The organism is Centipeda artemidis DSM 19719, from assembly GCF_000426665.1.
Classification (GTDB): Bacteria; Bacillota; Negativicutes; order Selenomonadales; family Selenomonadaceae; genus Centipeda; species Centipeda artemidis.
Map to the genome: position 1 here is coordinate 127,925 of NZ_KE384552.1, position 17,864 is coordinate 145,788.

The following is a 17,864-nucleotide window of genomic DNA, read 5'->3' on the forward strand; positions in this document are numbered from 1 at the left end:
GGTACAGTCGTTTTTTTGATGCGTATAATAATATAAGTTAGATATAATGAGAAAACGTCCATACGTCGGAAAGCGGCATAGGCGTTTGAATCGCTTCGGCGATTCAAGATCAAAGGAAAAAGCCGGCGAAAGCGCAATTTTTACGCTTCCGTCGGCTTTGTTCGGTTAAGCAACGCTATAGATTTTCACATCGGGATCGGCGTTCCAAAGGGGCTGAAGCCCGACGAACACATCGTTTTTGAACATATCGCTTGAGAGGTATGCGCGTGCGTGCTCCACGCTGTCAAAACCGTGCAGCACCTGCACATCCTCGTCGCGAACCAGCAGATCCTTCGTTAGCGCGCCCGGGATGGTATCGAGAAAGGATCCGCGGTACTCCGTGTAAACATTTGCCGCCGCCGGACGCTTTGCTTCGTCAATTTTCATCGTGATTTCCAGATAGGCTTTTACGCTCATTTTAGTTTCCTCCATGTTTGTGATAGATGTTATATTGTTGAGGCTTTTCGCTTGTATTTATTATAATCACGCAGCTTTTGAATTGGAAGATATTCATGAATTCATGAGTCACTCATAAATTTAGTAGTAGCTTGATCCATCAAAGTAATGCGGTTATCATAATGATGAAGGAGGAGGGCGCCATGTATCAACCGAAGTTAGAAAAGGATATTCGCTGTCCGCTGGAATACGGTCTTGCGATCTTTGGCGGCAAATGGAAGTCAAGGGTCATCTGCGTATTGGCGGAGAAGGGAACGCTGCGGTACGGCGCGATCCGAAAGGAAATGGCGAACATTACGGATACCGTATTAACGTCGACATTGAAAGGCCTGATTACGAACGATATTGTGAAAAGGCGGCAGTACGACGAAATCCCGCCTCGCGTGGAATATAGCCTGACCGAAAAAGGATGCTTCGTCGTTCCTATTTTGCAGAATATTTGTCGCTGGTCGGGTGCATATCATAAGGAAGACAACGAAAACACGCTGCTCCAATGTCAGAAATGCGATTACAATAACGGCGGTTATTGACGTGGATAATAAACAAGAAAAATCTGCCTCGCATTTCAAAATGTATGCGGATCATTTTCCCAAGATCAGGGGCGACAACGTGAAGCGGCTTCTTTTGTATGTTTATTCCACCGTTTCAATCGTGACCGGTTGACGAGTTCATTTTTGGTATGTATCAAACAAACCGGAACTATTGCATTATGATTCATGCAGTGGTTCCGGTTTTTCTTTAGTGGAATGATATGAAATACGAAATAGATCCGTTAAGATGCGGGAAGTGCTTCGTGCAATACGTCGCCGATCGGTTCTCGTATCACCAGTTCCGCCCGCCCGTCCGCGCGTGTCTCGGTACGGTTGATGAGAACGAGGTGCTGCCCGTGGAAATAATCGATCAGTCCTGCCGCAGGATAAACGATGAGGGAAGTGCCGCCGATGATGAGCGTGTCGGCAGCGCGGATTGCCGCAATAGAACCCTCGATCGTATCATTGTCGAGACTTTCCTCATAGAGGACAACATCCGGACGGACAATCCCGCCGCAGTCCGTGCAATGCGGTACAGGACGGTGATGCAGAATAAAGTCGAGTTCATAATGCGCGCCGCAGCCCATGCAGTGCGCACGGCGAATGGATCCGTGCAGCTCATAGACCGTCTTTGACCCTGCCGCCTGATGCAGACCGTCGATGTTCTGCGTCACAACGGCGGCAAGATTGCCGCGGCGCTCCAGCTCCGCGAGCGCATAATGTCCGGGGTTCGGCTCTGCCGCGAGGTAGACAAAGCGGGATCGATAAAAATCGAAGAACTCCGCCGGATGCGCCATGAGAAACGAGTGCGATGCCATCTGTTCGGGCGTGTATTCCTTGTGCAGCGACTCGCTGTAGATGCCGCCCGCACTGCGAAAATCCGGAATGCCCGACTCCGTCGACATCCCTGCACCCCCAAAGAAGACAGCGCGCCTGCTCGCGGTAAGAATGTCTCTGAGTTGTGCAATTTTATCCATGAGAACCTCCTTCCATTGATGCATGTGTTCAATTTAATTGTATCGATTCACCTACAGGAAATCAACCATTCTTTCGCATTGAGATCAAATTATTATTCTTGCAAGTTTATAAGATAAATATGCTAATATTGCCGGGTATCATGGAGAAGCGGGATCCCGTCGAAAAGGAGAGATTCTATGCGGAAAAAACTGTTTTTGCTGCCCTTGTTTTTACTGCTTGCGTGTATGCTCTGCCTTCCTGCAGTGCGGGCGGATGCCTCACGGCTCCTTTCGCATGTGACGACGGTGGATTATGCGCCTTTTTTGCTGCGGGACGGCGATATGCAGCCTGTATATTTTGCGGATGCACCGCCGCTGCGCTTCATCAAGCAGGGCAATGCGCTGCGTCTTTTGGATATAGAGGATGAGGAGCTGCTGCGCCTCGTTGCGGGCGATCGCAGAGGGAATGTCGATATCGATGCGGCACAGCTTTATCCCTTCTCTCTCGTTGGACTGCATACGGAGGATCCGTCTCTGCAGCTCTTCGTGGTTCAATCGGGGTACGGCGGATCGTTCAGTATTCACGAAGGCTTTTGGATTGTCGGCAAACGAGGCGATGCGTGGACGGTCTATGCCGCGCGGGACGATCTTTATCGTGCCGCGCCGGCACTGCTGACGCCTGCCGATCGTATCGCATTTTGTGACAGGATCGACGATATGGAAAAATTGATTCTTACCATCCGTGCACCGCTGTATGAAGATCCTTGGGAAACAATCAGAATCGGCGTCTTTTGGGATGCCGATCAAGAGATCCTACAACTCAAAGAGATGCCTGACGCGGAGGAAGGTGTCAAGTAAATGGATGCAGCTTCGCCGTTCACAGCATTCCAAATCGTTCTCATATCGCGCTGATACGCGTTTTGCACCAAATCTTGGTGTCTGCTATACTCCTATCAAATAAAACGTTTGTTTGAAAAGGAGCAGAAAAATGTATGATGAAGAGACACGGAGCATCCTTCGCGATCCCTATGCGCGCCGCGCATATCAGCCGTTGACAAAGGCAGAGGAAGACAACCTCATTGTGCGTGCGGTGCGCGGGGAGGCGGCGGCATTGGCAGAGATTCTCGGGCGGTATCGCGGACTGATCGTCAATCAGTCGCGTGCGTCCTATCTCAGGAACACCGCACTTGCACATGAGGCCGAGAGCATCGCCGAGCTTGCCTTTATCGAGGCGCTGCATGACTACGATCCGAAGCACGGTGCGCCCTTTGCGGGCTTTGTCAAAAGCCGCGTCCATATGGCGCTCTATGGTGCGTTCCGCCGCGAGCGCCGCCTGTGGGAGCGGGAAAGCCACCCGGAGCAGGATGGGGGCGGCAGGGACGCATGGGAGCGTATCGGCGGGACAAGTGATCCGAGTGAAGAAACGGATCGCCGGCTCCTCTTGCATGACATTCTCACGCGCGTCATGCACCGCCTGACCGAGCGGGAAAAGAAAATCCTATCGCTGCACTATTACGGCGATCTTACCCTGCGCCGCATTGCGGACGTTCTCGGCACATCTGCCGATGCCGTCAGCAAGAGCAAGGCAAATCTCCTGCGAAAATTACGCGCGAATGCCGCTCTTCCTATTGCACCTGCATGAGAAATGTGCTATGCTATAGCCGGTAACGGGTGTATAAAGGAGCTGTTCACATGGCACAGACCGGCATCAGCATTCGCATGGATACAGAGCTCAAAAAGAATTTTGAGAGTTTTTGCGCCGCCGTTGGCATCAATATGTCCACTGCGCTCAATATGTTCGCGATCGCCTGCGTCCGGCAGCAGCGCATCCCCTTTGAGATCTCGGCACAGCGTGCCTTGCCTGGGGAGTCGCTTGATCTCTTTACAGAGACCACATGGAACACGGACGCCCATTGACAACATACGCGTGAAATGGGGGGACCCGCCGCATACTGCCGCCTGAAAGGCAGCATGCGGCGGTCTTTTTTTGTGTTGTTTCATTAAAAAATCGTATTTTCCTCATGTGTAACTTGAGCAACAGCCGCATACGCCCGGTTCGGATATACTATGCCTATCGATGAAAACAACTTTCATTTACATAGAAGGAGTGATACCGATGCCGGAAGAGAAAAGACCCGAACCCGGACATGAGTTCCTCGCGCGGCTTGGCAAGACACGCCTGCGCCCGGGGGGACGCGAGGCGACGGAGTGGCTGCTCAGTCATGTGGACTTTACCGCCGACACGCGCGTGCTCGAGGTTGCCTGCAACATGGGGACGACCATGGTTGCGCTCGCCGAACTCCACGGCTGCCGCATCACAGGGCTCGATATGAATCCGAAGGCGCTCGAGAAGGCGCGTGCAAATATCGAAAAACACGGACTTCAGGACGTCATCGACGTTGTCGAGGGCAACGCGCTCGCGCTTCCGTTCCCCGACGCGTCGTTCGACGTTGTGATCAACGAGGCAATGCTGACCATGCTCCCGCGCGAGAAGAAATCCGTTGCGCTCGGCGAATATTTCCGCGTCCTGCGTCCGGGCGGCATCCTCCTCACGCATGATGTCGCCCTGCGCGCACGGGATGAGGAGCACGCGGCGGAGCTGCGCGCGGGGATCTCCCGTGCCATCGGCGTCAACGTCGATCCGCTGACAAAGGACATGTGGACAGGGCTGTTTGAAAAAGCAGGCTTCGCCCCCGAGGTGCAGACGGGCGACATGACGCTGCTCGATCCTGCCGGACTCGTGCGCGACGAGGGATTCGACGGCGCGATGAAGATCATCCGCAACGGGCTGCGCCTGGAGAACATCGACCGCTTCCGCAAGATGTTCAACTTCTTCTTCGACCACAATAAGGAGTTCTCCTACATTGCGGTTGCGAGCAAAAAATAAAATACCGCCCAAGTGACCGGGCGGAGATACAATGAGGAACTGAAAAATCGCCTGCAGTACCGGAGAAATCCGTACCGCAGGCGATTTTATTAATGGAATTGTTTTTGATAAAATAAATTACAATAAATAAATAAAAATAACGATAAATAATAAAAAATATGGTATTAGAGGAATGGGATATGCTTGACGATCGCTTTTACTGCTGATCATCCTACGGCATATGTTCCTTTTCCTTTAGGCGATTGCGCGTATACTCGCCGAGCAGCGTATAGACGGCGCTGAAGACGGGGACACCGAGCAGCATCCCGAGGACGCCGAAGAGTCCGCCGCCGACGATGATCGCAATGAAGCTCCATACTTCGGGCAGCCCGAGCGAGCGCCCCATGATCCGCGGATAGATGAAATTACTGTCGATCTGATGAAGGACAATGAGGAGGATGATGAAGATGAGCGCCTGTGTCGGTGATTCGACAAAGATGAAGACTGCGCCGATCGCGCCGCCGATGACACCGCCGACCATCGGTATCAGCCCGGTAAAGACGACGATAGCGGAGACCATCGCGGCATGTGAGATACCGAACAGGATCATTCTGGTGAAGAGTCCCATCATAAAGATAAAGGAATCGAGCATTTGACCGCAGACAAACGCATAAAATTTTTGCCGGAAAACGCCGCCGATATGTGCGATGCAGTCGGCATTTTTTCGTGTGCAGAAGGCATAGAGCATTTGCCGCATCTGCCGCGTGAGTATTTCCTTTGTGCCGAGGAAATAGATGCCGAGGATAATGCCGACGAACGTCTCGACCATCATTGTGACAAACTCTGCGGTCGTGTGGACGGCGCTGTAGACTGCTTCTGTCTGCCCGTTCGCGAGATATTCCTGCACGCGCTGCATCATTTGGTTCCAGTCCACAGACTCGAGTTCGACGACGTATTTTTGCAGCGTAGGAACGCCGTCAAGCGCCGCCGCGACCTCATGCAGCGCCTCCGGCAATGCCGTTCCAAAGCCGCGCAGTGTTTGAACGAATTGCGGAATAAAGGCGTTGGCAAAGAGAAGGAGCATCATGATGCCGCCCGTCAGCGAGAGTACGATCGAGAGACTTCTTGCATGTGACTGCAGCCGCCGATGCCGGCGGAGGATTTTCTCCAGCGCCTGCTGCGGAATGCTCAGGATGAAGGCAAAGGCAATGCCCACAAAGATCGGATAAAATACTTGCAGGATAAAGCGCAGTACCAGGGCGGTCGCCTCATAGTGATTGATGGCCGCGGCGAATGCAATGGATAAGAGGAGCACGAGCAATATTTTTTTGAAAAAACGACTGCTCTCCGGCAGTAAATTTCTTTGTTCCATATGATCCCCCTGTATCGACCCTTATATTACCGCCATTATAGCATAGACGGCGGAGTCTTGATAGTACGGACATGAGCAGAAGAAAATCCCCGCATAGACGGCGCGGGGATTTGTTATGTAAGAGTGTTTGGTTGTGCGTTAGAGGGCGGCACGGGCAGCATAGGCAATATACACAAGTGCGATACACCCGATCACAAAGAGATACTCGCGGAAGGAACCGACGGTGAAGAGACGTACACCGATTTTTTGGGACGGGAGGAGGAACGGGACTTTGCCGCAGACGGCATCCTCGGCGATGTGCATGAGCGCGCCGAGCAGCATCCAGCGAAGGATGGAGAAGAAAGCGGCATCGTAGAAGAAATATCCCGATGTGTGCGATAGTATGCCGAGAAGGGCGATGTAGAGCATCGGCCAGTGCGACCATCCGCGGTGGCGGCTGCGCCACGACTTCCAGCCGACAGAGCCGGGCGTCCCCTCCACTTTGTCGGGGAAGACGGCACCGACAGCTGCCGCCGCAGCAGGGAGCGGATCCTGCGTTGCCGCGTAGGCGACCACTCCGGAGAGCGTTATGTGGCTGATCCACTTCATTTGGTTACGCCTGCGCCGTGCGCTTTATCTCCTGCCGCGCATCCTCTGCGATGTTCGCGAGCGTCATCCCCTCCATGGCGCGCTCCATGGCACGCTGGATGTCCGCAAGCCGGTTGTCGAGGACATCGTGGATGCTGCGTCCGACGGGGCAGGCGGGGTTCGGGTTCTCGTGGAAGCTGAACAGCGTGTCGCCCCCAAGGCTCTCGACCGCGTGAAAGACATCCGCGAGCGTGATCTCGGAGAGTGGGCGCATGAGGTATGCGCCGCCTTCGCGCCCGCGCATGACGCGGATCAGACCCGCGCGGCGCAGCTGTCCGAGAATGCGGCGGATGACGACGGGATGCGCGCCGATGCTCCCCGAAAGGGACTCGCTGGTCTCGGTTTCCGTATCGCCAAAGACGTCAATACAGATGAGAATGTGCACGGCAATGGTAAATCGACTTGAAATCTGCATATTGTATCCTCCGGTGTTATGTATCGTTATCATACAATGGAGGTGAGAAAAATGCAAGCGTTTCCTGTCGTATTGGACGCGGTGCCATACAGGATTCAATGCAGCGTGCCGGTACAGGCATATTCCTCCACGACAGAGAGTCGGCGGCGCTCCGTGACGATCATCTTCCAGTGGACGCCGCGCGCCTCGTTCCGCATCTGTACGATGGTGGGCGCCTGCCAAAGCGCGCGCACAACGTCGCCGCTGAGCAGCAGGATGTCCGCGCCTTGTTCCTTGCCCGGCGCGATCACATGGTCGTGTGAAATATTGATATACCCGAGCGTGCCGCGCCGCCCGTCCACGGGGCGCATCATCACGGGGATGAGGACGCAGCCGATGTCGATGGGCAGCGGGATATTGCGCCGCCGTGCGAGTTGGCGCCCCGCGTTGCGGCGGATGAGCCGCAGATCCTTGTCTTCGCGCTCCGCCAAACAGGAGAGCACATATTCTGCCGCGGCGATGAGAGGAAAACTGCCGCCCGCGACGGGGTAGATGTGCGTTTGGTTTCCGCCGTCTGCACCCGTCACCGGAACGACTGCCAGAATGTCCGCCGCCGGGGGCAGGCACTGCATCAGTTTTTCTCTTTTGGAAAAATTCATATTCGGATCTCCTTTCTCCGGCTGCCGCGCATGATTGGCGAGATCATACGGCGGCGAGCACATGTATATTGGATCACCTGTTTCTTTCTGATTGATATTATATAGAAAATATGTTCTTATGTAAAGAAAATTTTTAACAACGACTCCTCTTTTTTTGAGCGCCGGCAGGTACACGGGTGTAAGGCTTACGAGAACGAAGAGAAAGGAGTTGATTTCCATGGCACGCAAGAATGCGACGAGCAGACTCACGCTGAAGGTTGCAACGGGCGTTGACGCGACGGGCAAGAACACCTACGCGAACCGCTCGATCGGCAACCTCGCGCCTGCGCTGACCGACGAGGATGCACTCGCCATCGGCAAGGGCTTCGCGGGGCTGCAAAAGCAGGGTCTCGGAACCGTAACGCGCACGGATTCGGCAGTCCTCGAGGGTTGACCGAACAATGAATGAGAAGAAAGGAGGAACGCACGGTGGAAACGAAGAAGCTGCGCATGACGCTCGGACTCACGAGCGGCAAGACCATTACGATGAGCCTTGCCGACCCGAAGGACGACCTCACGAAGGCAGAGGTCACGAGCTGTCTCCAGAACGTCATTGACAAGAAGGCGATCGTCTCCGGCACGGCATACCCGGTCTCTATTAAGGAGATCGAGGTGCAGACCGTTGAGACGCAGGCGCTCGCCTAAATCAGGAACGCGCTTCGGCGCATAGAGAGAACCCCGGCGGTAAGCATCGCCGGGGTTTTTACTGTGCAAAAAAGACGACCGCGCTGCGCACGATGCGATGCGGTCGTCTCTTTTGGATTTTGTTTTCGCAGGTATGTTACTTCTTTCCGCCGTCGAGCTCGTTGAGGTCAACGCGGTTGGAGGTGTTCACAGTGTCGTTGAAGTCGTCGATGACCTCATTGCTCTTTTCCTTGCCTGCAAGGTAGCTGCGGAACGTACCGATGAAGGTATTGACGTCACGCTTGTACGACTTGGTCTCGCTCGTATCGGGGAGCTGTCCGACGAGGTTCGTGATCTCGCCGATCTTTGCCTCCGCCGCCGCCTGATCAACCGGTTCATGGTCGAGCATATCGACGAGGTCGCGCACCTTCATGGTTGCTTCGATGAAGTTCGCGGCGTTGGGTTTGCCGTCTTTGCGCATCTGCTCGAGCTGTGCGGTACGCAGTTCCTTGTGGTGGACGGAAACGGCGTCGTCGAGTTTTTGATAGGCGGCTTCGAACTTGTCATAGAGCGGGAGATACTGGGCGATCATCTCTGTGCCGCCTTTGTAGCCGTCCGTCATATAGGTCTTGGCTGAATAGTAGTTGTCCATCTTTTGCGCGAGCGGCGCGAGATCTTTCAGCACGGCAATGACGCCGTCGGCGGCTTCGTCGACGTCCTTGAAGACACCGTCGGTTGATTTGTCCGCACGTGCCTTCTCAAGTGCCTCGAGCAACCGGTCAAAGCTCGGTACGGAGATATTATCCACCTGCTCGCCGCTGCGCATCCTCTGAAGGCTCGGATCATAGCTGAAGGCGAAGGTGACAGCGCTGTCGTTGTAGCTGTTCGTTGCCTCGACATAGGGCGCGAGCGCCGCCGTCTTGCTCTCCACGGAGTCGCCCGCGAGCATGGATGTGACGCCGGAGACCGCAGAGCCGGCCTTCTCGGCGGAGTTCCCGCCAAGACAGCCGGTCATGAGAAGGGGAGGGGCGCAGAGAATTCCTAGGGTGGCGAGAACGGAGAGGGCACGACGCATCGGATGCTGAGACATGAAGATCCTCCTTCAATCGTACAGTGAAGCATTTGGCCGGCAGAGAGTCCGACCCATTGATCATAAAAAAATGATAAATTTAGTATACTATGAATAAAACATTTGTGTCAAATTCAGGACATATGACCTGTATTATCTAGCCAATTCCTACTATAGCACCGAGACCGCGGAAGATGCCGCCGATCACATTGCCGATGATATTGGCACCGCCGTGTTTTTTGACGCGCTTTTCGACGCGTTCAAGCTGGGCGGCGAGTTCTGTATCCGTCTTGTCGGAGGCCTCCCATGCGCGGCGGAGGAATCTCGCGGCCCATTTGTATTTCTTGTGACGTTCGCAGATGAGACCATAGTATTGATCGCCGCGCCACAGGGGATAGACCGTACTCTCTTGTGTGATCTCGTCTGCGGCGGCAAAGCTGCGCACGGCATTCTCTTCGTCGCCCAGATTGTAGTATGCGCGCCCGCGCAGAACGTGCGCGTAGGCGAGCGCGTCGCCCGTGACGCGGGGGTCGCCGATGAGACGCGAGATCTCTTGTACTGCTGCGGCGGATTCGCCCGCATCGATCAGACGCTGCGTCTCGTCGAAGATGTCGCTGTAGGGCACGGCGTCCTCGAGCCGCGATCCGCGCGCGGCGTCAGCGGCGTTCTTTGCGACCTGCTCGCGCAGGCGCATCGCACTGTTCTGTGCGCGGAGCGCATCGCGCTCCTGCTCGAGACGCGCGATTTCCTCCTTTTTATGCGCGAGGGACGCGACGTCCACCGCGTCTGTGTCCACGGTACAGGTGAGACGGACGCGGTACTGCCATGTCTTGCCGTCGACGATTTCGGGAATGGCTTCCTCCCGGAGAACCTTTAGAATGCTGCCCGCGACAACGCGCACCTCGTCCTTGGTGAGGGTGAGGTTTTTCGCCTCGGTATAACTCTCGACGTAGACGCCCGCCTGCTCGGTCGCCGCGCGCAGCGCCTCTTTGCGTGCGGCATCGCGGGCGTCTTTGGGCGCGTCGGTGTCACCGACGATACAGGTACCCTCGGCGGTGATGGTCTGCGGCGCGGCGGATGCGGGGCTGCTGCAAAAGGATGCCAGCGTCAGGCAAAGAAGAAAGAGCAGACGCTTGCCCATGATTTACTCCCCCTGCGACTGCTGCATCGATCCCCGGATGATCTCGGTGATGACCTGCGTCCAGTTGATGCCGCGCTTCGCTCCGCCGTCGCCGCGCTCCATATGGCGGCGCTCCTGGTCGGCACGCTGCTCGGCGCGCCGCAGGTTCATCCAGAGCTCGTCGTCCGTCTTGTCCGAGGCATCCCACGCCAGCCGCAGCTCTGCGGCGGCGTCGTCATAGCGTTCCTTCTCGTAGTAAATGCGTCCGCGGTATTGATGGAGGCGCCAGATGGGATAGAGGTCGTCGGTATGCGGCGTGCGGTCTGCGGAGGAAAAGTCCGCGAGGGCGAGATCATCGCTGTGCAGTTCATAGTAGGCGCGTCCGCGCAGGTAATAGGCATATGCGCGCGGGCTGCCCGTGACGCGGGGGTCGTCGATGAGATGCGAGAGTTCGCCGATCGCACGGCGTTCCTCGCCGCGCTGGATCATCGCCGCTGCCTCGTCAAAGACGCGCCCGAGCGTGTAGCTCTCCTCGAGCTGGATGCCGATCGCCGCTTTCTCCGTCCCCTGCGCGCGTTCGTAGCGGGCGAGGAGGTCGTCGTTCTGCTGTTTCAGCGCGTCGCGTTCCTTCTGGAGACGCGCGATCTCCGCCTTATTTGACGCGAGCGATGCGAGATCGACCTTTGCCGTGTCCACCTCGCAGACGAGGTGCACGCTGTAGCGCCATGCGTCGCCGATGAGTTCCGGCGTTGCTTTCTCCTGTAAAACGCGCAGAACCGTGCCCGCGACCATGCGCACCTCGTCCTTTGTGAGCGTGAGGTTCTGCGTCTCCGTATAGCTCTCGACGTAGATGCCCGCCTGTTCGGTGGCAGAGCGCATCGCCTCCTGCCGCGCCGCGTCGCGCGCGATCTTCGGCGAGTCGTTGTCGCCCATCGTGTATACGCCGTCCGCCTCGATGATCTTCGCCGCGGCGCCTGCCGGGCAGGGCAGCGCCGGGCAGAGGACAAAGAAGACGGCGATGACAGCGCCGCATAGTTTTTGTATCATTATATCGTTCACTCCCGGGGTATGGGGCGCAAAGCCCCGCTCTCTATTCATTACAAGCGTATTCTTTCAAATATTCATTAAACCGCGTTGAAAAATGCATTAGGGAGACGTTGAATTTTCGGCGGATGTATCGAAAAATATTGATGCGCAGGGTTGACAGCATGGGGGTTTTTGGATATACTTACTTAGCAATGCTGATTTAGCTCAGTTGGTAGAGCAGCTCATTCGTAATGAGCAGGTCGTAGGTTCAAGTCCTATAATCAGCTCCATTTGAAGCGAATAAAAGGCTCCCGAGGATGTCGGGAGTCTTTTTCTGTATATAGGCGTGATGCGGGATTTTCGCGCCTAGCGTCGTCATTTTCGTCGAACGCTTCGTCGACGTAGGGTTCATCTACGCCTTCCTCGCGTTCGTCTCAATTCCTAGCTATGCATCGAAACTACCGCATCACTTAGGCTGCGGCAGGGTGGGATTTTCGCGCCTAGCGTCGTCATTTCTTCGCAATCAATAATTATTTTTTAACCATATATATTTTAGATTTTTTGAAAATATTTGAGATAAATAGCCTAATTTATGCTATGATAAGTCCCGGGTCACTTGACGATCGTTTTACACAGGGAGAGACTTCGAAATGCACCGTCAAGGGCTTTGCCGATGCTGCCGCAGGGCGGATTGGTCACCTTTGTGTGTTTTTTATGGAGAGGGAAGCACGTGAGAAATTATCAAAAGGTGATGAGTGCGCTGTCGATATTTTTTTGCACGCTTTTTTCCGCAAGCGCAGCGTTCGCGGCGACGCCAAGTGTGATTGACAGGGCGCATCTGCTCTCCCCGACGGAGCACCGGATGCTCGCGGAGAAGATCGCGGCGCTCGAGGAAAAATACGGTGTACGGATCGTCGTCGGTACGCAAAAGAGCATTCACGGACAGGCGCCGGACACCTACGTGGATGCGGTCATCGAAAAGTACTATGGAGGAACACCGGGCGGCACGATTCTCCTGCTCGTCGCGGATGATATCAAAACGCAGATCGTCGGCGCCGACAGCGCTATGCGGGAGCGCATTTCCTGCGGCTACGGGAGACAGTACGCGGAGGATGCCATGCGTGCGGATGTGGCGGCGGGGCATTATGCCGCCGGCTTTGCGAAATACGTTGATGCGGTGGACGAGATGCTCGCGTTTCACTTGGAAAACGGGCGCGCGAAGACCGCTGCGGACGAGCCGATCGGCATCATTCCGCTGCTTGCCGTGATCGGCATAGGCGTGGTCGGATTCTTTGTGAAACGCGCGCATCTGACACGTACGGCAAGCGACTCGGACAACACGGTACCGTAATCGGCACCTGCGGTGGAGGACATCTCCCATAGCACTGTTTTTCTATTACGAAGGAATGAATGATGCAAAAACTGCGCGCGCTGCTCGCACTCTGTTTTTCCTTTCGCGGGACGATCGCGCCAAAGCCCTATGTGATTGGCTCCCTGCTCGTGATCGGCGTGCTCCTTGTACTGTCTGTCGTGGTAGATGTGCTGATCTCGCTGCTGCTCCTAGAGAACGGTCTCGCTGCGGAGACGGACGCGGAGCGCCTCCGCCTGGCAGCATTCCTCCTCAGACTGCTCTACCTCGCGCCGCTTGCCGCGCAGTTTTCTCTCGCTGCGCGCCGCCTGCGCGACGCAGGGCGCCCGCTGACCTATCTTCTCATCCCGCCGGGGCTCTTCCTCGGGATCGGCGGATCGATCGGATTCGCCCTGTGGACAGCCGTCTCCCATGAGCTGAACAGTCTGCCGCCGGGCGATCATGGACAGGAGATCGACTTCGGCGTGATCCTCCTCTTCGGACTCGGCATCCTCCTCGCCGCCTTTATCGCGCATATTTCCTTTTTCCTCTTTGCGCGTCTCAAACGGCGCGTGTAGATATAAAAAACTGCTGCATCGGAACACTGCGTTCCGTTTGCCGCAGTTTTTGTTTGGATACGATGTTGTCAGCTGAGCGCGCAGCCCGCGTCGTCGGGGGCGGGCGTGAACTCCCCGCGAGATGCGCCTACCAGTCCCGTTCGCGGATCGCTTCCTCGATATCAATGTCGATCCCGTGCTTCTTGAGGATGTATTCGACGCCCTCCGCGATGCTCTCGCGTGCCGCCGTCTCGATCTCGCTGTCGTGCTCTTCGAACTCCTCCTCCAAATCGTTGATGGCGTTGACGATCTCGTCGAGCTTCGCCTGGATGGGATCGATGTCCTTCACACCGCCCATAAGAAATTCGTCCAATTTGAGCAGCTGCGCTTTCACCTTATCGACGAGGAAATCCGGGAAATATTCGTCGTCATACATATCGCCGAGCAGCTCGTAATCGGACGAAAAGCCGAAGCCGTCCGTCTCTGCGAGCGGCTGCGGCGCCTTTGCGATCGCAGCCATCGACGCGCATTCCGCCTCCGAAAAGCTCTCAAAATTCCGCGCCGGCACATCGAAGGGCATGCCGTTGACGACGATGTGATATGTCTTTTGCGTTTGGGTGTATGTGAAGTGCGCCTTTTCGATATGCGGAATCGTTTTGTCCGCATACTTGCCGAGATCGAGCGTCCCCGCCGCAAATTCCTCTGCAAATCTCTGATACTCCTCGCGGTTCAAACAAAATAATTTCCCATCGACCGATGCAATGTAATTCATCGTGCGCCGCTTCCTTTTCCTTTATTCTAGCGAATAGCCCTTCCTCTTGCAAGGGGGATAAAAACTTATTGTCCCCCAATCTTCCTCCGCAGCCATATCTTCAAATAGAACAGAGGATCCTGATAGGGACCATAAAAGAACTCTCCCTGCGCATTGTTCGTTTCCTTCAAAAATTTTTCATGTGCTTTTTGCTCCGCTTCCGACAGCTGCTCTCTGTGATTGACAATATTCAATCGTCCATGAAGTTGGTTTTGCCTTTTTAAGAGGGCGCGATATAAGCCGTCATAGGAATGCAGGCGTTCAATTGCACTCAGATGATGTCGGTCACGATCGGCGATCCCCTGATTGATCCCGCGAATCTCCTCATCTGTCAACGCAGGATTATATAATGTATCCGTACGATCATACAGATGAATGATCCAGGTGCCGATACCTCCTTGAACAAGCAGGTACTCATCCGTTTCAAGAAAATCTTGTACGGTGTCCAGCGTAATACTCTCACCGGCTTCTTCCTTTTGGAACCATGTACGACCTTCATCGCGTGATTCTTTATCAAATAGGGGAGAGGTAATAACGACATAATCTTTGGGCGCCGTCTCTTGATAGATGAAAAAGGCAATAAATATACCTAAAAGCAACACGCCTGCTGCAAGGATATAGGAGATGAGATTGCAGTGTCGGTTCTTCACTGTCGATGCCTCCCGAAATCTCGTTCTTGAATTTTATTCGTTAGGGAGACTAAGATAGCTATGATAGCCCCACTGAAAGCGCTCCTGCACATTTTTAAGTAGTTCTTTACAGTAGTTTAGTTTAGGAAGATACTTTCCTTGCAGCCGCAAAGCTATATCCGTCGCTTCATAAAATTCAACTGCACCTTGCAGCAGTGTGGTCAGAAACTCTTTTTCCGGCAGCCAATATCGTTTATCGTTCCAATCGGTATGAAGCTTTATGAAGCCGCTCGGGTGTTCTTTGAAAGATAGATCCCCCGGATGGTCCGGCATACAGAAGTGAGCTTCTCCGGTATTTAAAATTTCTTCTACGGCCATAGCAAAATATATCCAAAGAGATACCATAGGATCCCAATCACTAAACGACAATATTGGATCATCATAGTAACTTAGTAAAATCGCACCTTCTAAGTATTCTCTGTCAACATACTGAGCAATTTTTCTAATCCCTTCGATATCCGTTACTTCTGTGAAGATTGTAGGGTCTATATTGTCTAGATCTAATATCGTACAACGAAGATCCAATAAGAATGATTTGCATATGAACATGCGGTGCCTCCAAATGATGGTATGTAAAATTGACCGACTTTTCCGTCCGTAAGACCTACTATATACTTGACACCATTTACTACAGCGTCTAATTTTTATTAATTTTGCTGTGTCTCTGCCGAGAGCAGAGCGTTCTTGATTCAGATGCTCGCGCACGTCAATACTGCCCGGGGCAATGGCGGATTTGGTTGTGCTCGCTGCATCGCCTTTGACTAACATGGAGAGGAGGCAAAATCAATCCATGAAGGATAGAGTGCGCTGTGCTATGTGTGTTACTTAATCATTTTTACATTACTTATAAGGAAATCCATAATCTCATCGAATTTTTCATCGAATTCTTCTTTGGCTAATATAAATTCAAAACTGGGAGCAGGTGAACTATAAGAATGCGTTTTTTCGTCTCTTGTCCACAGTTCAATACAGTATTCTTCCGTTTCTAAGTCATACTCGCAAGATATGGAGTCATGATATTTAAAAAACTTATTCCACGTTTTGTATGGAGAGGATTTAAACGGTTCTGTTGGTTCGATTTCTTGTTGATAGGCGGAGATACTGTCTCGTATACATATAAGAACCTCCTTTTTTAATGATTCTCGATCCGTTTGAATCAGGCAGCCCATACCTGTCCAATATCCAATTTTTGTTTTATACTCTTTGAGTAAGTAAATTTCTCTATCCTTTTTATTTACATATATATGTACAGCGCCTCTCATCTCAATCTTCCTTTCATTTTACAACAGTGATTGTCGTTTCAATTCCCTTTTCTTTTGCATATTCCTTAACCATTTCGAGCCCCTTTCGTTGCTCTACTGTGATCTCCATATCCGGTATGGCAATCTCAAGGGTCTTAGAGGAATAATCATTCGGCCTTACCGTTTTGTTATTCCGGTATCGTTCTTTGAAATAAAGAGCCCGGGTATTTTCTTCTCATCTCGCCGGTAAGAGGAGGTGGATGAGGAGGAATGTGGAGGAACGGTTGAGTGTTATCAAGCAGAATCAGCGTATACTTTCAAAGAAGACGTTGACATATATTTACCTCTAATAGAGGGACTCCTGTTTTTTTAGACTTTCTTCTATTGACTCTGATATTTCATCCAGATCTTTGATAATATCCCGTCTCTGACTGTCCTTTGCTGCTTCGAGACTCCATGTTTTACTTTTTTCTCCTCGTCGTTTTAGCTCTAAAAAGATTTTTTTATCTTCTATGGAAATATCATCCAAATCTTCTATCAAAATCAAGCTCGATCCATATGCCTCCTGTAAATCCTTTAAATTACTTACCAAATTGCTAGGCCCATCCCATGACATACGAGCATCGCTCGCATAGTTTTCGATTTTGATGATCTTTGTAAAGAGCGGGATCACGCATATTTTCGTATATCCCGACTCTCCGTAAGCATACAGATATGGAAATTTATATTCATGGGCGTAGCAACTCATCTCTAGCGCACGGCGTTCATAAGTGTCAGATAATACTTGATCATGGAAATACAACTGGTAGCGAAACCCGGCTATATTTGTGGTCTCCGGCAAGCAGACGGGCGTAACATAGGAGTATGCAAGAAGCCATGCATAAAGGGTAAGACCGATCCCCATGATGACAGCAAGCACCTTTATGACGAAGTAGGATTTCATTTGGCCAGCTCCTCTTATTCATGAACCAGATCCGTTATAGGATAACTAAGGTCGTATGTCGTTTTATAAGCAAATGTACGTCGCAGGCCGGATTGCTGGACGATATATGCATCTCTAAGGAAAGAGCCCAGTCTTGCTTCACCCTTGCCGTGATCCCAATTATCGGAGGTATGTCAAGTAAAGTGTGTAAGTTTCTTATAGAGCGGAATATTTTCGGATCATCTGTCCGAGCCGCTCATCAATACAGAGTTGATTCATCACAATCGCCCAGTTCTGAATGGAGTGTCCCTTCCATTTCTTGTACAGCTCCTTGATCCGTAAGTAAAACACCTTGAACACAGCCGTCTCGCTTTGAAATGCCCCCTGCTTCGTTACTTTGCGAAAACTTGCATTGACGCTCTCTATCGCATTTGTTGTGTACATGACACGACGGACATCACTGCCATATTGGTAAAGTTGTTCAACATGCCGGAAGTTGTCCTTCCATACGCGAATTGC

Annotated in this window: 24 protein-coding genes and 1 tRNA gene; 10 read left to right on the forward strand and 15 right to left on the reverse strand. The window is 53.0% G+C overall.

Annotation, left to right across the window (positions count from 1 at the left end; genetic code table 11):
• Positions 1-165 precede the first annotated feature (165 nt).
• Positions 166-456 carry a hypothetical protein gene (locus K341_RS0111365; RefSeq protein WP_026762877.1) on the reverse strand — a complete coding sequence of 97 codons (291 nt, stop codon included), beginning with the start codon at positions 454-456 and terminating at the stop codon, positions 166-168.
• 182 nt (positions 457-638) lie between these two features.
• On the opposite strand from K341_RS0111365, the gene K341_RS0111370 reads away from it, so the two are divergent.
• Positions 639-1,025: a winged helix-turn-helix transcriptional regulator gene (locus tag K341_RS0111370; RefSeq protein ID WP_026762878.1), complete on the forward strand. Its 387-nt coding sequence runs from the start codon at positions 639-641 to the stop codon at positions 1,023-1,025.
• Positions 1,026-1,267: 242 nt separating this feature from the next.
• On the opposite strand, the gene K341_RS0111375 is transcribed toward K341_RS0111370, so the two are convergent.
• Positions 1,268-2,002, reverse strand: coding sequence for an NAD-dependent protein deacylase (locus tag K341_RS0111375; protein WP_026762879.1), 735 nt, complete (start codon positions 2,000-2,002; stop codon positions 1,268-1,270).
• 177 nt (positions 2,003-2,179) lie between these two features.
• On the opposite strand from K341_RS0111375, the gene K341_RS0111380 reads away from it, so the two are divergent.
• The 4 genes from K341_RS0111380 (at position 2,180) to K341_RS0111395 (ending at position 4,868) form a co-directional block, all read left to right on the forward strand.
• Entirely contained in the window at positions 2,180-2,839 is a 660-nt protein-coding gene (locus K341_RS0111380) for a hypothetical protein (RefSeq protein WP_026762880.1), read from the forward strand.
• Between the two features lie 130 nt (positions 2,840-2,969).
• The gene (locus K341_RS0111385) at positions 2,970-3,623 is read left to right on the forward strand and encodes a sigma-70 family RNA polymerase sigma factor (protein ID WP_037349790.1); all 654 of its coding nucleotides are present in this window, start codon (positions 2,970-2,972) and stop codon (positions 3,621-3,623) included.
• A gap of 50 nt (positions 3,624-3,673) precedes the next feature.
• Positions 3,674-3,898 (forward strand): type II toxin-antitoxin system RelB/DinJ family antitoxin, encoded by a 225-nt coding sequence (locus K341_RS0111390; RefSeq protein ID WP_009350879.1) that lies wholly within the window; start codon positions 3,674-3,676, stop codon positions 3,896-3,898.
• 199 nt (positions 3,899-4,097) lie between these two features.
• Positions 4,098-4,868, forward strand: coding sequence for a class I SAM-dependent methyltransferase (locus K341_RS0111395; protein WP_026762882.1), 771 nt, complete (start codon positions 4,098-4,100; stop codon positions 4,866-4,868).
• Between the two features lie 211 nt (positions 4,869-5,079).
• Here K341_RS0111395 and K341_RS0111400 read toward each other — a convergent pair whose 3' ends face one another.
• From K341_RS0111400 to K341_RS0111415, 4 genes are all read right to left on the reverse strand, one after another.
• The gene (locus tag K341_RS0111400) at positions 5,080-6,219 is read right to left on the reverse strand and encodes an AI-2E family transporter (RefSeq protein ID WP_026762883.1); all 1,140 of its coding nucleotides are present in this window, start codon (positions 6,217-6,219) and stop codon (positions 5,080-5,082) included.
• A gap of 138 nt (positions 6,220-6,357) precedes the next feature.
• The gene (locus K341_RS0111405; RefSeq protein ID WP_026762884.1) at positions 6,358-6,807 is read right to left on the reverse strand and encodes a metal-dependent hydrolase; all 450 of its coding nucleotides are present in this window, start codon (positions 6,805-6,807) and stop codon (positions 6,358-6,360) included.
• 4 nt (positions 6,808-6,811) lie between these two features.
• Positions 6,812-7,261 carry an Rrf2 family transcriptional regulator gene (locus K341_RS0111410; protein WP_009658858.1) on the reverse strand — a complete coding sequence of 150 codons (450 nt, stop codon included), beginning with the start codon at positions 7,259-7,261 and terminating at the stop codon, positions 6,812-6,814.
• A gap of 95 nt (positions 7,262-7,356) precedes the next feature.
• Positions 7,357-7,899: a hypothetical protein gene (locus K341_RS0111415; RefSeq protein WP_232208084.1), complete on the reverse strand. Its 543-nt coding sequence runs from the start codon at positions 7,897-7,899 to the stop codon at positions 7,357-7,359.
• 217 nt (positions 7,900-8,116) lie between these two features.
• Between K341_RS0111415 and K341_RS0111420 the strand changes: the two genes are divergently transcribed.
• Together K341_RS0111420 and K341_RS0111425 are read left to right on the forward strand one after the other, a co-directional pair.
• Complete coding sequence (locus K341_RS0111420) at positions 8,117-8,332, forward strand: DUF1659 domain-containing protein (RefSeq protein ID WP_026762885.1); 216 nt, start codon at positions 8,117-8,119, stop codon at positions 8,330-8,332.
• A gap of 35 nt (positions 8,333-8,367) precedes the next feature.
• Complete coding sequence (locus tag K341_RS0111425; RefSeq protein ID WP_009658806.1) at positions 8,368-8,583, forward strand: DUF2922 domain-containing protein; 216 nt, start codon at positions 8,368-8,370, stop codon at positions 8,581-8,583.
• A 136-nt stretch (positions 8,584-8,719) separates the two neighbouring features.
• On the opposite strand, the gene K341_RS0111430 is transcribed toward K341_RS0111425, so the two are convergent.
• The 3 genes from K341_RS0111430 to K341_RS0111440 form a co-directional block, all read right to left on the reverse strand.
• On the reverse strand, positions 8,720-9,652 hold the full coding sequence (locus tag K341_RS0111430) for a DUF3829 domain-containing protein (protein WP_026762886.1): 933 nt from the start codon (positions 9,650-9,652) through the stop codon (positions 8,720-8,722).
• 136 nt (positions 9,653-9,788) lie between these two features.
• Entirely contained in the window at positions 9,789-10,772 is a 984-nt protein-coding gene (locus tag K341_RS0111435) for a hypothetical protein (RefSeq protein ID WP_026762887.1), read from the reverse strand.
• A gap of 3 nt (positions 10,773-10,775) precedes the next feature.
• The gene (locus K341_RS0111440; RefSeq protein ID WP_026762888.1) at positions 10,776-11,798 is read right to left on the reverse strand and encodes a hypothetical protein; all 1,023 of its coding nucleotides are present in this window, start codon (positions 11,796-11,798) and stop codon (positions 10,776-10,778) included.
• A gap of 193 nt (positions 11,799-11,991) precedes the next feature.
• On the opposite strand from K341_RS0111440, the gene K341_RS0111445 reads away from it, so the two are divergent.
• The 3 genes from K341_RS0111445 to K341_RS0111460 all read left to right on the forward strand — a co-directional run bounded on the left by K341_RS0111445 (position 11,992) and on the right by K341_RS0111460 (position 13,703).
• Positions 11,992-12,067: transfer RNA gene (locus K341_RS0111445), tRNA-Thr, on the forward strand.
• Positions 12,068-12,507: 440 nt separating this feature from the next.
• The gene (locus K341_RS0111455; RefSeq protein WP_026762889.1) at positions 12,508-13,128 is read left to right on the forward strand and encodes a TPM domain-containing protein; all 621 of its coding nucleotides are present in this window, start codon (positions 12,508-12,510) and stop codon (positions 13,126-13,128) included.
• Positions 13,129-13,187: 59 nt separating this feature from the next.
• Entirely contained in the window at positions 13,188-13,703 is a 516-nt protein-coding gene (locus K341_RS0111460; protein WP_037349794.1) for a DUF805 domain-containing protein, read from the forward strand.
• Positions 13,704-13,830: 127 nt separating this feature from the next.
• Here the strand turns inward: K341_RS0111460 and K341_RS12990 are convergent, their stop codons facing one another.
• The 6 genes from K341_RS12990 to K341_RS0111495 form a co-directional block, all read right to left on the reverse strand.
• On the reverse strand, positions 13,831-14,454 hold the full coding sequence (locus K341_RS12990) for a DUF5713 family protein (RefSeq protein WP_248676922.1): 624 nt from the start codon (positions 14,452-14,454) through the stop codon (positions 13,831-13,833).
• 65 nt (positions 14,455-14,519) lie between these two features.
• On the reverse strand, positions 14,520-15,143 hold the full coding sequence (locus K341_RS0111470; protein WP_026762892.1) for a hypothetical protein: 624 nt from the start codon (positions 15,141-15,143) through the stop codon (positions 14,520-14,522).
• Positions 15,144-15,176: 33 nt separating this feature from the next.
• On the reverse strand, positions 15,177-15,731 hold the full coding sequence (locus K341_RS0111475) for a hypothetical protein (RefSeq protein ID WP_026762893.1): 555 nt from the start codon (positions 15,729-15,731) through the stop codon (positions 15,177-15,179).
• Positions 15,732-16,003: 272 nt separating this feature from the next.
• The gene (locus K341_RS0111480; RefSeq protein WP_026762894.1) at positions 16,004-16,444 is read right to left on the reverse strand and encodes a hypothetical protein; all 441 of its coding nucleotides are present in this window, start codon (positions 16,442-16,444) and stop codon (positions 16,004-16,006) included.
• A gap of 325 nt (positions 16,445-16,769) precedes the next feature.
• The gene (locus K341_RS0111490; RefSeq protein WP_026762895.1) at positions 16,770-17,366 is read right to left on the reverse strand and encodes a hypothetical protein; all 597 of its coding nucleotides are present in this window, start codon (positions 17,364-17,366) and stop codon (positions 16,770-16,772) included.
• Between the two features lie 195 nt (positions 17,367-17,561).
• A partial coding sequence (locus tag K341_RS0111495; protein WP_026762896.1) for a transposase occupies positions 17,562-17,864 on the reverse strand: 303 nt, incomplete at its 5' end.